Consider the following 16,388-nt stretch of genomic DNA (forward strand, 5'->3'; position numbering starts at 1 on the left):
AGGCCGGCATTGCAGAACTGCTACTTGATGCCCGTCGTCGCGATCCCCTTGACCAGGTACTTCTGGCCGAACAGGAAGGCGAGGAAGACGGGGATGAGGGACACGATCGACATCGCGAACATCGGCCCCCACGAGCTGGCGCCCGTGGAGTCCAGGAACGTGCGTAGAGCAACCGGAGCGGTGTACATGTCCGGTCTGACCAGGAAGATGAGCTGACTGAAGAAGTCGTTCCACGTCCAGATGAACGTGAAGATCGCCGTCGTGGCCAGGGCCGGCAGCGAGAGCGGGAGCATGATCCGCAGATAGATGCGTCCGTGCCCGCACCCGTCCAGCCGTGCTGCCTCGTCCAGCTCCCGGGGGATGCCGCGGAAGAACTGGACCATGAGGAAGATGAAGAACGCGTCCGTGGCCAGCAGCTTGGGGATGATCAGCGGCAGGAACGTGTTGATCCAGTCCAGGCGGGCGAACAGGATGTACTGCGGCACGATGATCACGTGGATCGGCAGCATGATCGACATGAGCATGATCGCGAACCACAGCTTGCGACCCCGGAACTCGAGCCGCGCGAACGCGTAGGCCGCCATCGAGCAGCTCACCAGGTTCCCCAGCAGCGAGCCGAGCACGATGATCGCGGAGTTCATCAGGTACCGGCTGAACGGGTACTGCAGCGCGTTCCAGCCCTCGCTGTAGTTGGTCCAGTCGATCTCGCGCGGGATCAGTGACACGTCGCGGAAGATCAGCTCGGTCGGCTTGAACGAGCTGATGAGCAGCCAGACCAGCGGGTAGAGCATCAGCACGCAGAGCGCGATGAGGCCTAGGTGCTTGATGGCCGCGCGCCGGCGGTCCGGCCACGGGGAGCGGACGCGCAGGGGAGGCGCCTCGTCGGCCAGCGCAGAGATTCGCTGGGCGGGAGTGGGGGCGTCGGTGGGCGTGGGGCGCACGTGGACCTCAGTCATCGTAGAAGACCCAGAACTTGGAGGCGAAGAAGTTGATCATCGTCATCACCGCGACGATGAGGACGAGCAACCACGCCATGGCGGACGCGTACCCCATGTCGAAGGCCGTGAAGCCCTTCTGGTAGAGGTAGAGCGTGTAGAACATCGTCGAGTCGGCCGGTCCACCGGTGCCGCCGGAGACGACGAACGCCTGCGTGAAGCTCTGGAACGCCCCGATCACCTGGAGCACCAGGTTGAAGAAGATGATCGGAGTGAGCAGCGGCAGCGTGATGGAGCGGAACTTGCGCACCACGCCGGCGCCGTCGATCGCCGCAGCCTCGTAGTACATCTCCGGGATCTGCCGGAGGCCGGCCAGGAAGATGATCATCGGTGCGCCGAACGTCCAGATGTGCAGCAGGACCAGGGTCCAGAGCGCGGTCTCCGGGTCGGACACCCAGCCCTTGCCCTGGATGCCGAACAGGGCGAGGAACTCGTTGACCAGACCGTCGATGCCGAACACCTGGCGCCACAGGATGGCGACGGCGACCGAGCCACCGAGCAGCGAGGGCAAGTACAGGACCGAGCGGTAGAAGGGCAGACCCTTCAGGCCGCGGTCGAGCATGAGCGCGAGCGCCAGAGCGGCGAGCAGCTGCAGCGGAACCGCCGTGAACACGTACGTGAACGTGACGCGCAGGGAGTTGAGGAGCCGAGGGTCCTCGAACAGCCGCGTGTAGTTCTCGATGCCGATCCACTGCGGCGACTGCAGCAGGTTGTAGTCCGTGAAGGACAGGTAGCCCGATGCCACCATCGGGCCGATCGTGATGAGCCCCAGACCCAGGAACCAGGGCAGCAGGAAGACCGCTGCGGCCTTCCCGTCACCGTTGCGCAGGCCCCGCCTCGAGGGCGCAGCCTTTGCGCCCTTGGGGGACCTGGCGGTCCTGCGTAGCTCCGTCACTACGGACATGTCGTCGATCACCTCACTGTGTTCGCGATAAGGCTCCGATGAGAAACCGGTTCCTCGGCGGTACCGTAGCACCGCTTTCTGTGGGTTGGGAACCGGTTTCCCGTAGTGTATGTTCGGCGCGGAGCCGCCCCATCGTGAGTCGGCTCGATTGACCGCGGGAGGCTGCAGTGACGCAGAACGGGTGGACGCGCAGCGCGTCGACCATCGCCGAGGTCGCGCACGCCGCGGGCGTGTCCCGGGCCACCGTGTCCCGGGTCATGAACGGCCGTTCCACGGTCGATCCCGAGCTGGCAGCGCGGGTCCGTGAGGTAGCCGAGCAGCTGCACTACCGGCCGAGCAACACCGCCCGCAGCCTGTCACTCGGACGGACCAACACGGTCGCCGTGGTGGTTCCCGACCTGGCCAACCCGATGTTCCAGCAGGTGCTCCGCGGAGTCGCGTCGGCCGCGGCTGAGGAGGGCTACCGCGTGCTGGTGGCGGACACCGCCGAGCACGCGGCCGACGAGGAGCGCATCGCCCTCGACGCGCGGATGCGCTGCGACGCGCTCGTCCTGGTCTCGCCGCGCATGCCCGAGCAGACGCTGCGCGCGCTGCTCCCCGAGATCCGTCCGGTGGTCGTCGTCAACCGCGCCGCCGACGGCACCACCCCGACGCTGGCCATCGACTACGCCGCCGGCATCGACCAGATCGTCGAGCACCTCACCGGCCTCGGGCACCGGCACCTCCTGTACCTGGCCGGACCCACGGACAGCGCGTCGCACGGCGCACGGCTCGACGCCCTGCGGGTCGCCGCGGCCCGCCGCGAGGACGTGCGGCTCAGCGAGCGGCCCGCTGGGTCGTCGGTCGAGTCCGGGTACGCCGCCGCGCAGGACGTGCTGGCCTCGCGTGCCACCGCCGTCGTCGCCTACAACGACCTGGTGGCGTTCGGTCTGCTCGCGCGCCTCAACGAGCTCGGGGTGGCCGTGCCCGGCGACGTCTCCATCACGGGTTTCGACGACATCGAGCTGGCTCGGTTCGCGACGCCCTCGCTGACCACCGCGACGGTGCCGCAGGCCGAGCTCGGCCGCCAGGCGTGGGCGCACCTGCGCTCGCTCGTCGGCGGCGAGGCTCTCGACCCGACGCCGCCGCTGATCGAACCCGTCCTCGCCGTCCGGGCCAGCTCCGGCCCCGTGCCGCCCGCCGCCCGGCTCGGTCGGCGCGCCGCGTCGGACCCCGTCGAGCCGGAGGTGCCCGAGCTGACCGCGGCGGCCTGGGCGGCCGACCAGGGCGCGTACCTGCTGAGCGGTGTCGCGGACGGGGCCGGCGGCACCACCGCAGTTCCTCTCGCGCGGTACATGTCGGGCGAGCGGCTGCCGCGCGTGCACGCCCCCCGGCCGTACCTCCACCCGGTGCACTCGGCGGCCGGCACGGCGCTGACCGAGACCAGCCCCGTCGACCACCGCCACCACTACGGCGTGTCCATGGCGGTACCGGTGGTCAACGGCACCAACTACTGGGGCGGTCGCACCTTCCTGCGCGACGAGGGCCCCACCCTGCTGCCCAACCACGGTCGCCAGGTCAGTGCAGGCACGCGGCTGGACGACGACGGCGCGACGCTCGTCGACGAGATCGAGTGGCGCGACGAGCGCGACCGGCCGCTCCTCGCGGAGGACCGTCGCCTGTCGGCGGCGCCCCTGGCCGACGGTCGCGGGTACGTGCTGCGCTGGTCCAGCGTGCTGCACGCCTCGCACGGCGCTTTGCGGATCGAGAGCCCTGGCACCAACGGGCGGCCGAACGCCGGGTACGGCGGCATCTTCTGGCGGCTCCCGTCCGCGGACGTCACCACCGTGCTCGGGGCCGGGCTCGTCGGCGAGGAAGCCGTGCACGGCAGCCTGTCGCCGTGGCTCGCGTTCGTGCAGCGCCGTGAGGGCGCGACGACGACGGTCCTGCTCGTCCAGGACCCCGCGCACCTGCGCCCGTGGTTCGCCCGGGTGGCCGAGTACGTCGGCGCCGGCCCTGCGCTCGCGTGGGACACGGTGGTCGACGTCGCCGAGGGCGACCGGCTGGACGTCGGGCTGGCCGCGGTCGTGGTGGACCGGGCCCTCGGTGCCGACGAGGCGGGACGGCTCGCCGCGCAGGCCTGGGGATGACCGTGCACACGCTCCGCGACGCGCCGCAGCCCACGGCGACCGCCGTGCCGACCATCGCGGTGGTGGGCATCCACGGTCACGGGTCCAAGCACATCAGCAAGGTCGTCGACCTTCAGGAACGCGGCCTCGCGACGCTCACGGCCCTGGTGGATCCCCGCCCTCTGGACGGCGACGTCCCGTGGTACCCCGACCTCGACACCCTCCTCGCAGACGCCCGACCGGACGTCGTCGTCATCGCGACCCCGATCCACACCCACCTCGCCCTCGCGTCCGCGGCGCTCCGGGCGGGCTGCGACGTGCTCCTGGAGAAGCCGACCACCGCGTCGCTGGCCGAGCACACTGAGCTGCTGGCCGTGGTCGAGGAGACCGGACGGCTGTGCCAGGTCGGGTTCCAGACGTTCGGCTCCGGCGCGGTCGACGAGGTCGCGCGGATCATCGCCACCGGTGAGCTGGGAGAGATCACCGGCGTCGGCGCCGTCGGCACCTGGGTGCGGACCGCGGCCTACTACCAGCGGGCGCGGTGGGCCGGCCGACGCACCCTCGACGGCGTCGAGGTCGTCGACGGGGTCGTCACCAACCCCCTCGCGCACGCGATCGCCACGGCTCTCCTGCTGGCCGGCGCGCGGACCGCGCAGGACGTGACGGACGTACGGCTCGACCTGCACCGGGCGCACCCGATCGAGGCGGACGACACGTCGGCCGTCGTGGTCCAGACCCGGTCGGGGATCCGCGTCGCCGCGGGCCTGACCCTGTGCGCGCCCGAGCGGTCGCCCGCACGCGTCATCGTGCGCGGGACGCTCGGCACCGCGACCTTGCTCTACGAGACCGACGAGCTCGACGTGTCGTCGCCGCGCGGCACGCGTCGGATCCAGTGCGGGCGCGTGGACCTGCTCGCCCAGCTGCTGACCGCACGCGCCCACCCGCCCGTCACCCTGCGGTGCTCGGTCGCGGACACCGGGGCGTTCCTGCGGGTGCTCGAGGCGGTGCGGACCGGGCCGGACCCGGCAGCCGTGCCGGAGGCGTTCGTCGAGTGGGTGGGCGAAGGCGACGAGCAGCACCCGGTGATCGCCGACGTCGAGGCCTGGTGCGCGCGCGTGGCGGACGAGGCTGCGACGTTCACCGAGCTGGGCGCCCCGTTCGCCCGAGCGCACTGACCGTCGGCCGCCTGCGCGCCGACAGTGGCAGACGTCTAGGCTCGTCGGCTGTGATCCTGCGTCCGTACGGCGTCGACGACGGGCCCGCGACCCTCGAGGTCTTCCTGCGGGCGATCCGGGTGACGGCCGCCCAGGACTACTCGCCGGAGCAGGTCGCGGCGTGGGCGAGCGACGAGATCGACCCCGCGGGATGGGCCGCTCGCCGTCGGGCCTCCCGGACCCAGGTCGCGGAGGTCGACGGTCGCGTCGTCGGGTTCACCGACGTCGACGAGCACGGATACGTCGACATGCTCTTCGTCGACCCTGCGTCCGCGCGGCAGGGTGTGGCCACGGCGCTGCTGGACTGGGCCGTGACCACCGCGCGGGAGCTGGGGGCCGACGAGCTGAGCACCCACGCGAGCCTGACGGCGCGGCCGTTCTTCGAGAAGCACGGGTTCGTGGTCGTCGAGGAGCATCAGCCCGTGCTGCGCGGGGTGACGCTCCGGAACTTCGTGATGCGTCGCGCCCTCGACCTGCCGGGCGACTAAGCCTGCTCGAGACGGACGAGATCCCGGTCCAGCCGACGATCGACGTGACCGGCTGCGTGACGTGGGAGTCCTGCTGACGGCACGATCGGGGAATGTCCGGACGGTGGCGGGTGGCGGCGGTGGCGGCGGTGGCGGCGGTGCTCGCGCTCGCGGGCTGCACCGCCGGCGGGTCGTCGCCGACCCCGTCGGCCACGCCGTCGCCCATCCCCACGGCCGTGCTGGCGGGGATCATCGTGGAGGTCCGGCAAGGGCGCAGCACGTGGGCCCAGCGGGTGGTCCAGGTGCGCGTGGTCAACGCCGGCCCGGCGGACCTGTCGGTGGCGGCGGTGCGGTTGACGACGCCCGATGTCGAGGGGGTCGCGGCGACCGACCGGGGGCGGGTCCTGCGCGCCGGGGTGGACCGCGACTTCTCGGTGGCGCTGGGTGAGCCGGTCTGTGACGACGGTGGTGACGACGTCGGCGACGAGGCGCCCCAGGTGGAGGTCGACCTCACCGACGACCGCGGGCGGCGGTCGACGGTGGTCGCCGAGCCGGCGGACCCGCAGGGGCACCTGCCGCGGATCCATGGCGAGGACTGTGCGGAGGTCGCGGTCGCGTCCGGGGCCACCCTCACGTTGGCGGACACGATCACGACGGCCGACCTCGGCGGGACCCTCGCGGCGGAGGTCCAGCTCGAGGTGGTCCCGGTGGCCGGTGGCCCGCGGGTCGAGGTCACGCAGGTGGACCGGACGGTGCTGCTCGCGCCGCCCGGGGGAGCCGTGAGCTGGCCCGTCGCGCTCGACACGGCGGACGGTGGCGGCGCGGTGGCGCTGCCTGCGGTCGCGGGGCGGTGCGACCTGCATGCCGTCGCGGACGACAAACGCGGCACGTTCTTCGGGGTGCACACGCGGGTGGACGGGGTGGAGCAGCCGGTGTTCTACCTGGCGTCCAGCGAGGCGCTGCGGTCGGCGCTGTTCACGTTCATCCGGACGGCGTGCGGGGTCCCGGCGGACGGGTGAGACGCGTCGGCCGCGCTGCGTGGGGTGTCGGCGCGGACCGCCGGCCGCTCGTCGCGTGACTGCGTAGTCGCGGGCCAGCGGCGGGAAAGGACGATGGCGAGCGCTTTCCCCAATATGCCCGAAACCCTTGCGCGACCCAGCGGCTCGACTGTACGAATGTCCTTGCTCGCTCGCTGGTGAATCGTTCCAAGGCCGGAACGACCGGGCAGGCGGCCTCTCAACGACGAGACAAAGGGTGATGCCATGCGCTCGACGCGCGTGCACGACGAGGGACGACCATCCGCACGCAGGGGCGGGGCTCGCGTCCTGCTGGCCGGGGTGGCCACCGCGACGGCGGCCGCGATGATGGCGACCGGCGGGCTGCCGGCCGTGGCGGCCGACGCCCCCATCGCGTGGAAGTTCGACATGGGTACCGCGACGAGCCCGGTGGCCGAGGGCTACCAGCAGGTGACCGACGCGACCCGCTACAGCGCAGCGACCGGGTTCGGCATCGTGCCGGCCGACGGTGTGAACCCCATCTCCCGCGACCGCGGAGCGACCGATCCGGCCGACCGCGACTTCGTGCTCGCCACCGCGTGGACGTTCGTGGTCGACGTGCCCAACGGCACGTACGACGTGACGGTCCGCTCGGGCGACCTGCTCGTCGGGAGCAGCTCCACCAAGACCACGGTGACCCTGGAGGGTGCCGGCGGCGGCTCGCTGAGCACCAGCCAGGCCACGGTCTCCGGGACCTGGCCCGCCACGGTCGCCGACGGTCAGCTCACCGTCGGCATCACCGGAAGTGGCGCTGGCGGCTACGTGAGCTCGATCGTCGTCGCGCAGACGGCCACCGCTCCGGTGGAGCCGGTGCCCGGGACGTCCACGATCGCCGCGCCGACGTCCGTGCGCATGGCTCACGTCACCCCGAGCGCCGTGACGCTGCGCTGGAACGAGGTCGCCGGCGCGACGGGCTACGCGGTCTCGCGGTCCGACGCCGTCGACGGCACCTACACGGAGGTCGCCCGGACCGGGGCGCGCGAGGTGTTCGCCACCGACGCGGTCGACACCTCCGCCCTGCGCTACTACCGCGTGCAGGCGATCGACGCGGCCGGGCTGTCCGTGCCGTCCGCCGCCGCGGTCAGCAGCCTGCCGACCGCACCGACCGTGCCGGACGTCCTGGACTTCGACCTGGGCAGCGGCGCGCTCGCGCCGGACGCCATCCGGCTCGATGCCACCAGCGCGTACAGCGCGACCACCCGGTACGGCTTCGTCGACACGCGGGCTGTCACCGCGACCGACCGTGGCACGACAGACGCGGTGCGCTCCGACTTCGTGAGCGTGGGCGACACCGAGCTCGTCGTCGACGTGCCGAACGGCGACTACACCGTGAGCCTGATCGCGGGCGACGCCACGGAGGCGACCAACGTCGCGATCACCGTCGAGCAGATGGCCAAGGTCGCTGCGACGGCCAAGGCCGCCGGCCAGTACCTCGAGATGTCGTTCGACATCGCGGTGGTCGACGGGCAGCTCAACCTCGAGTTCTCCGGGTCCGCCCCGAAGCTCAACCAGCTCCGGATCGCCGCCCAGAGCCCGCGGGCACCGGGGGCCGAGCCGACCGTGTGGATCACGGGTGACTCGACCGTGCAGTCCTACACCTCGGACTACGCGCCGCAGGCCGGCTGGGGCCAGATGATCGGCCGGTTCCTGTCCGACGACGTCACGGTGGACAATCGGGCGATCGGCGGGCGCTCGTCGAAGAACTTCATCAGCCAGGGCCGTCTCGACGAGGTGCTGCGCCTGGTCAAGCCCGGCGACTACCTGTTCGTGCAGTTCGGCCACAACGACGCCACCTACGGGGTCGACGACCGGTTCGCCGCCCCGGCGGACTACGCGGAGTACCTGCGGACCTTCGTCGACGGCGCCACCCAGCGCGGTGCGCAGCCCGTGATCGTCACGCCGGTGTCCCGTCGCAGCTTCGACGCGACGACCGGGAAGTTCAACGTCTCGTTCCCGGAGTACGTCGCCGCCGCGACCGCGCTGGCCACCCAGACCGGCACCCCGCTGGTCGACCTGTCGGCGTCCAGCCGGGCCTACCTCGACGAGATCGGTCCGGAGGCGTCGACGTCGGTGTTCCTGCACGTGCCGGCCGGGGTGTACCCGAACCGGCCGACCGGCACGGTCGACGACACCCACTTCCAGGACTACGGCGCGATCCAGATGGCCCGCCTGGTCGCCACGGACGTCGCGGACCTGCCGATCCCGCTGGCCGGAGAGGTCCTCGACGTCGAGCCGCCCGCGGAGGTCCCGGCCGCGCCGGTCGGCCTGGTCGCCGGAAGCGTCTCGAATGCGGGGGTCCAGCTCACCTGGACGCCGAGCGAGGGTGCGGACATCTACCAGGTGTTCCGCAAGGCCGCCGCGGACGGGGACGACGCCTACAAGCTCGTCGCCACCTCGACGTTGCCGCAGGCCGCGATCGGTGGGCTCGTCGAGGGCGCGTCGTACGACCTGCGGGTCGTCGCGGTGAACGGTCGCGGACCGTCGGCACCGTCCGCCGCCGTGCGCGTCACCACGAAGGCCGCGCTGTACAAGTTCGACGTGCAGCTGGCCGGCAGCCCGCTCATGCCTGGGTACACCGAGGCGAGCCAGCTCTCCCGGTACACCCCGGAGATCGGCTGGGGCTGGCTGGACCCGACGGGCCTGGGCGGCCGCGACCGCGGCATCAACTTCACGCCGCCGCCGAACGACCTGCAGCGCGACTTCCTGCTGCCGGGCACCCAGCACGTGTTCGCCGTCGACGTCCCGGACGGCAGCTACGCCGTCAAGACGTACAACGGCGACTGGATCGGCACCAGCCGCTCCAACGTGCAGATCGAGGGCAAGGACTTCGGCGCCTCGAACGCGGGCGCGGGATCGGTCTCGGAGAAGGTCAGCCAGCCGGTGCTCGTCACCGACGGGCAGCTGAACCTGGTGATGACGGGGACGTCGAGCCGGCTGAACGGCATCGAGATCACGCCGCTGCTGCTGGCCCCGAGCGCTCTCACGCTGGACGACGTCAGCATCACGGGCTCGTCCGTCAGCGTCGCGCTCAGCTGGACGGGGACCGCCGACTCGGCCGGTTACCGCGTGTACCGCAAGGCTGCCGGGGCAGCTGCTCCGGAAGCGATCGGTGACGTCACGACGACGACGTTCGTGGACACCACGCCCGACGTCGGCCTGGCGTACGAGTACCACGTGGTGGCCCTCGACCCGAGCGGGCTCGAGTCCGTCCCCACCGACACGCTCGACGTGACGATCGTCGACCCCGACGTCCCCACGGCCGCCGTGCCGACGGGTCTGCGCCTGGGCGCGGTGAACAAGAACGACGTCACCGTCACGTGGGACGCCGTCGACGGCGCGCTGTTCTACCAGGTGCTCCGCCAGGCCAAGGACGGCACGTTCGTCGTCGTCGGCCGGGCCGACGGCCCCACCTACACGGACACCACGGTGCTCACGACCATCGAGTACACGTACCGCGTGGCCTCGGTGAACGCCGGCGGCGTCTCCGCGCAGTCGGACTCCCTGACCACACCCGCGGTCACCACCCTGGCCAGGCAGGCGGAGCGGCTCGACCGGTCGCCCGTGGCCGTCCAGACCGACGGCGGGGTCTACCTCGGCTGGCGCCAGCTCGGCCTCGACCCGGAGTCGATCGCGTTCCACGTGTACCGGGACGGTTCCCGCATCACGACCACACCGGTGAAGGCCAGCACCAACCTGCTCGACGAGGGCGGTGCCGCAGGCTCGGTCTACCGGGTCAGCTCGGTGGTCGACGGGATCGAGCGCTGGGCCACCGCCGAGTTCCGCGTGTGGGACAGCCAGCACCTCGACGTGCCGCTGGACAAGCCCGCCGACGCGTACACGAAGGACGGTCAGCCGTACACGTACAACGCCAACGACGCCTCCGTGGGGGACGTCGACGGAGACGGTCAGTACGAGGTCGTCGTGAAGTGGGACCCGTCCAACTCCAAGGACAACTCGCAGGCCGGGTACACGGGCAACGTGTACGTCGACGCCTACGAGCTCGACGGCACGCGCCTGTGGCGTATCGACCTGGGCAAGAACATCCGGGCCGGCGCGCACTACACGCAGTTCCAGGTGTTCGACCTGGACGGTGACGGCAAGGCCGAGGTCAGCATGAAGACCGCGGACGGCACCGTCGACGGACAGGGCACCGTGATCGGCGACGCCCGCGCGGACTACCGGAACTCCTCGGGCTACGTGCTCACCGGGCCGGAGTACCTGACCGTGTTCAACGGCGCCTCCGGCGCAGCGGTGGACACGATCGACTACACCCCGCCGCGCGGCGACGTGGGTGCGTGGGGCGACGCGTACGGCAACCGGGTCGACCGGTTCCTCGCCGGCGTGGCCTACCTCGACGGCGAGCACCCGAGCGTCGTCTTCAGCCGCGGCTACTACACGCGGACCGTGGTGGTCGCCTACGACTTCGACGGCTCGTCGCTGACGAAGCGGTGGACGTTCGACTCCGACGCCGCCGGCTCGCAGTACCGCGGCCAGGGCAACCACAACCTGTCCGTGGCCGACGTCGATGGCGACCAGAAGGACGAGATCGTCTTCGGCTCGATGACGATCGACGACGACGGGACGGTGCTCTACAGCACCGGTCTCGGCCATGGGGACGCTCTGCACGTGTCCGACCTGGACCCGTCGCGCGCCGGCCTCGAGGTGTTCGCGGTGCACGAGGAGGCGCCGCACAGCAAGGGCATCGGGGCGACGTTCCGCGACGCGGCGACCGGAGAGGTGCTGTGGTCGATGCCGTCCACCACCGACACCGGCCGTGGCGCCTCGGGCGACATCGACGCGTCGCACCCCGGTGCCGAGTCGTGGGCCGTGGTGACGGACGGCACGTGGAACTCGCGCGCCGGCCAGCTGCGGGCCGCCGACGGTGAGCTGCTGGGGACCACCATCCCCGCGGCGAACTTCCTCACCTGGTGGGACGGCGACCTCCTGCGGGAGATCACCGACCACGACTGGGACACGACGGCGCTCACGGGCGTCCCGACGATCTCCAAGTGGTCGCCGGAGTCGCAGTCCGCGGGGGAGGTGTACCGGGCCACCGGGACGCTCTCCGACAACGGCACCAAGGGCACCCCCGCGCTGCAGGCCGACCTGTTCGGTGACTGGCGCGAGGAGATCGTCACGCGTCTCGCCGACTCCTCGGCCCTGCGGATCGCCACCACGGTGGACCTTACCGACCACCGGCTGCGCACGCTGCAGTCGGACCCGGTGTACCGCCTGGGTGTCGCGTGGCAGAACACCGGCTACAACCAGCCGCCGCACACGGGCTACTTCCTGGGTGACGGCATGTCGGTCCCGCCCGCGCCGAGCATCGTCTACACCGGTGCCGCCACGGGCCCGGACGAGCGGGTGGACGGTCCGGCCACGGCGGCTCCGTCGAAGGGCGTGCTCTCCAGCGACAACTGGGACAAGGACGGCAGCTACACGGTGGCCATGGACCTGTGGTGGGGCCAGAACGCCCAGACCGTGACGCTGCTGGAGAACGGGGTCGCGATCGCGACGCGAGACCTCGTCGACGGCACGCCGAACGCCCAGTCGGCGGCCTTCCAGATCGCCGGCAAGCCCAACGGGACCTACGTGTACACCGCGGTCCTGACCAACCAGCACGGGTCCACGACGACCGCAGCCCTGACCGTCGCGGTCACCAAGGCGAGCCCCGGAACCCCGGTGCTCAGCCACGACAACAAGGACGGCGACGGGAACTACTCGATCACCACCAACCTCTGGTGGGGCACCAACGCCACCGAGTACCGGCTGTACGAGGACGGCGTGCTCATCGACACGCAGTCGCTGACCGCGAACGGGTCCAACCCCCAGCAGGCGGTCACCACCGTCAGCGGCCGGGCGGTGGGCACGCACGTGTACCGCGCCGAGCTGTCCAACCCTCTGGGCTCGACCAGCAGCGCCGAGCTCAAGGTCAAGGTCACTCGCTGACCCGGGCGCCGGGCGGGACCCCTTCCCCGCCCGGCGCCTCTCCCTTTCCACCCCGAGAGAGGCCGCCATGCGCCTGCACCGAACCTCCGCCCTGCTCACGGCCGCAGCGCTCGCCCTGGCCGCCGTGCCGTTCGCGGCCGCCCCGGCGTCCGCCGCCGGCCAGGACTACCTCTTCGACTTCGAGTGCGCAGGCAACCCGACTGCGCCTGGCTACACGGCCGTCTATGCCAACACCGCGTACAGCGCGACGACCGGCTTCGGCTTCGCGACGCCGCTGGCGGCCACCGCGTGCCGCGACCGCGGCGGCGACGACCTGGCCCTGCGCGACTTCGTCCTGCCGCCGACGACGGGCTCCACCTTCGTCGCCGACGTCCCGGACGGCACCTACACGGTCGTCCTGCGCACGGGCGACGCGATCGCCACCAGCAACACGGGCGCCACGGTCGGCGGCATCGCGGTGCCTGCTCGGCGTGCGGACGCCGGTGTCATCGACGAGCGCGTAGTCGAGGGCGTGCAGGTCACCGGTGGTCAGCTCTCGATCCTCGTCACCGGCTCGTCGGCCCGCCTCAACTCGATCCAGATCCTGCAGCCCGTCGCGTCGCCCACCGGGCTCGCCGCCACCGTGACCGCCACGGCGTCCGAGGCGTCGGTCGGTCTCGCCTGGACGGCCGTCGACGGCGCCGCCGGCTACCGCGTCTACCGCTCCGAGGCGGGCGGCACGGCCGTCGCCGTCGGCACGGTCGACCCCGCGACTCCCCACTGGACCGACACCGACGTCCGGCTGGCCGAGCAGTACACCTACGCGGTGAGCACGATCGGGGCGACGGGCCGCGAGAGCGCGCGTTCCGCGGAGGTGACGGCGACGGTCGTCGACTCGGCCGTGGCACCCCCGGCCGTTCCCACCGGACTGGCGGGCGCGTGGACTGCCGACGGCATCGCGCTCACCTGGTCCACGGTGCCCGGCGCGGTCGCCTACGACGTCTACCGCGCGCGCTCCGGCTTCGACCCGGTGGTCGTCGCGCGCACGAGCGAGCCGTCCTGGACCGACACGACCGCACAGGTCACGGTCGACCACGACTACCAGGTCGCCGCCGTCGGGCCGGGCGGTCGTTCCGACAGCTCGTCGACCGTCGAGATCGCGCGGTCCGTGCAGTACGTGCGCGAGGCCGAGCGGCTGGACCGCTCTCCGGTCGCCGTCGCCACGGACGGCGGCGTCTACGTCGGCTGGCGCCTGCTCGGTCTGGACGAGCAGGACCTCGCCTTCCACGTCTACCGCGACGGGGTTCTAGTCACCTCGACGCCCGTCACCGGCGGCACCAACGTGCTCGACCCGGCCGGCACGGCAACCTCGCGCTACCGGATCAGCACGGTCGTCGGGGGCATCGAGCGCTGGGCCACCACCGAGTTCGACGTGTGGGACCAGCAGACGCTGGACGTGCCGATCAGCAAGCCCGCCGGCGGCACCACGCCGGCCGGTGAGGCGTACACCTACCGCGCGAACGACGCCTCGATCGGCGACGTCGACGGTGACGGCCAGTACGAGATCGTCCTCAAGTGGGACCCGACCAACTCCAAGGACAACTCGCAAGCGGGGTACACGGGCAACGTGTACGTCGACGCCTACGAGCTGGACGGCACGCAGCTCTGGCGGATCGACCTCGGGCGCAACATCCGCGCGGGGGCCCACTACACGCAGCTGCAGGTGTTCGACCTGAACGGTGACGGGAAGGCCGAGGTCGCCATGAAGACGGCGGACGCCACGGTCGACGGCGCGGGCACCGTGATCGGCGACGCCGCGGCCGACTTCCGGAACGCCACCGGCTACGTCCTGGCGGGGCCGGAGTTCCTCACGGTGTTCGACGGGGCGACGGGGGCGGCGATCGACACCGTCGACTACACCCCGGCGCGCGGGAACGTCGGCGCGTGGGGCGACACCTACGGCAACCGCGTCGACCGGTTCCTGGCCGGGGTCGCGTACCTCGACGGCCAGCACCCGAGCCTCGTCGTGAGCCGTGGCTACTACACGCGGGCCGTCATCGTGGCGTACGACTTCGACGGGACCGCGCTGACCTCGCGCTGGACGTTCGACTCCGACGTCGAGGGCAGCCAGTACCGCGGGCAAGGCAACCACAACCTGTCCGTGGCGGACGTCGACGGGGACCAGAAGGACGAGATCGTCTTCGGGTCGATGACGATCGACGACAACGGCAAGGCGCTCTACACGACGGGTCTTGGTCATGGCGACGCGCTGCACGTGTCCGACCTGGACCCGTCGCACCCGGGCCTCGAGGTGTTCGCGGCGCACGAGGACATGGCGTCGTCGCGCAACCGCGGTGCCACGTACCGGGACGCGGCCACGGGTGCCGTCCTGTGGTCGATCCCAGCCACCCGGGACACCGGCCGCGCGGCCGCGGGGGACATCGACCCGCGTCACCTCGGCGCCGAGGGCTGGGCCGTCGGTGGCGACGCTGCGTGGAACTCCCCGGTCGGCGAGCTGAGGACCGCCAAGGGTGAGCTGCTGTCGACGTCCATCCCGGCGGCGAACTTCCTCACCTGGTGGGACGGGGACCTGCTGCGGGAGATCGGCGACCACGACTACAGCGACGCCGCCGGCGTGGGGGTGCCGACGATCGAGAAGTGGAACTGGGAGACGTCGCAGCCCGAGGAGATCTACCGGGCCACCGGGACGCTCACCAACAACTCCACGAAGGGCAACCCGACCCTGCAGGCCGACCTGTTCGGCGACTGGCGTGAGGAGATCGTCACGCGTCTGGACGACTCCTCGGCCCTGCGGATCGCCACCACGGTGGACCTCACCGACCACCGGCTGCGCACCCTGCAGTCCGACCCGGTGTACCGCCTCGGCGTCTCGTGGCAGAACACGGCCTACAACCAGCCGCCGCACACGTCGTACTACCTGGGTGAGGGGATGACGACGCCGCCGGCGCCCAGCATCGCCTACACGCAGCCGCTCCCCGTGGGCGACCGCGTGCCGGGACCGGCGACCGCGGCACCCGGCAAGGGCGTGCTGTCCTCCGACAACTGGGACGGCGACGGCACCTTCAAGGTGTCGATGAACCTGTGGTGGGGCCAGAACGCGCAGTCGGTGACGTTCTACGAGAACGGCGTCGCGCTCGCCACGCAGGACCTCGTCGACGCGACCCCGAACGCCCAGTCCGCCGCCCTCCAGGTGGCCGGCCGGACCAACGGGACCTACGTCTACACCGCGGTGCTCACCAACCAGCACGGGAGCACGACGACGTCGCCGCTCACCGTGACCGTGAACAAGGCGAACCCGGCGACACCGGTGCTGAGCCATGACAACAAGGACGGTGACGGCACCTACACGCTGACCACCAACTTGTGGTGGGGCACCAACGCCACCGAGTACCGGCTGTACGAGGACGGCGTGCTCATCGACACGCAGTCGCTGGTCGCCAACGGGTTCAACGCGCAGCAGGCGGTGACCACGGTGACCGGCCGGACGGTCGGGACGCACGTGTACCGCGCCGAGCTGTCCAACCCGCAGGGGTCCAGCAGCAGCCCGGAGGTGAAGGTCAAGGTCACCCGCTGACCCGCACGACACGGCGGCCGGCCCGGGTGACTCCTCTCACCCGGGCCGGCCGTCGCCGTCTGCAGCGCAACGTCCGAGCAACAACGGGTTCTGGGCCGTAGAAGCGCGGACGTCCCGCCGGG

8 protein-coding genes are annotated in these 16,388 nt (G+C 71.5%); 6 read left to right on the forward strand and 2 right to left on the reverse strand.

Translation table 11 applies throughout. The features are described 5' to 3' along the window. Window positions 1–20 precede the first annotated feature (20 nt). Entirely contained in the window at window positions 21–956 is a 936-nt protein-coding gene (locus ASG23_RS13995) for a carbohydrate ABC transporter permease (protein WP_082516184.1), read from the reverse strand. Beyond that, entirely contained in the window at window positions 949–1,899 is a 951-nt protein-coding gene (locus ASG23_RS14000; protein WP_056026346.1) for a carbohydrate ABC transporter permease, read from the reverse strand. Before ASG23_RS14000 ends, ASG23_RS13995 begins: the two co-directional genes overlap by 8 nt. Before the next feature lie 167 nt (window positions 1,900–2,066). Here ASG23_RS14000 and ASG23_RS14005 point away from each other — a divergent pair, with 167 nt between their 5' ends. From ASG23_RS14005 to ASG23_RS20805, 6 genes are all read left to right on the forward strand, one after another. Further along, the gene (locus ASG23_RS14005; RefSeq protein ID WP_056025944.1) at window positions 2,067–4,028 is read left to right on the forward strand and encodes a DUF6807 family protein; all 1,962 of its coding nucleotides are present in this window, start codon (window positions 2,067–2,069) and stop codon (window positions 4,026–4,028) included. Next, the gene (locus tag ASG23_RS14010) at window positions 4,025–5,182 is read left to right on the forward strand and encodes a Gfo/Idh/MocA family protein (protein WP_056025946.1); all 1,158 of its coding nucleotides are present in this window, start codon (window positions 4,025–4,027) and stop codon (window positions 5,180–5,182) included. Before ASG23_RS14005 ends, ASG23_RS14010 begins: the two co-directional genes overlap by 4 nt. Before the next feature lie 50 nt (window positions 5,183–5,232). Next, window positions 5,233–5,709 carry a GNAT family N-acetyltransferase gene (locus tag ASG23_RS14015; protein WP_056025948.1) on the forward strand — a complete coding sequence of 159 codons (477 nt, stop codon included), beginning with the start codon at window positions 5,233–5,235 and terminating at the stop codon, window positions 5,707–5,709. A gap of 92 nt (window positions 5,710–5,801) precedes the next feature. Then, a complete protein-coding gene (locus ASG23_RS14020) occupies window positions 5,802–6,707 on the forward strand; it encodes a hypothetical protein (protein ID WP_056025950.1) in 906 nt (301 codons plus the stop codon). A gap of 243 nt (window positions 6,708–6,950) precedes the next feature. Beyond that, window positions 6,951–12,692, forward strand: coding sequence for a rhamnogalacturonan lyase family protein (locus tag ASG23_RS20800; RefSeq protein ID WP_082516186.1), 5,742 nt, complete (start codon window positions 6,951–6,953; stop codon window positions 12,690–12,692). 67 nt (window positions 12,693–12,759) lie between these two features. Then, window positions 12,760–16,266, forward strand: coding sequence for a rhamnogalacturonan lyase family protein (locus ASG23_RS20805; protein WP_056025952.1), 3,507 nt, complete (start codon window positions 12,760–12,762; stop codon window positions 16,264–16,266). Window positions 16,267–16,388 lie beyond the last annotated feature (122 nt).

It is taken from the genome of Cellulomonas sp. Leaf395 (assembly GCF_001424125.1).
Lineage (GTDB): Bacteria > Actinomycetota > Actinomycetes > Actinomycetales > Cellulomonadaceae > Cellulomonas.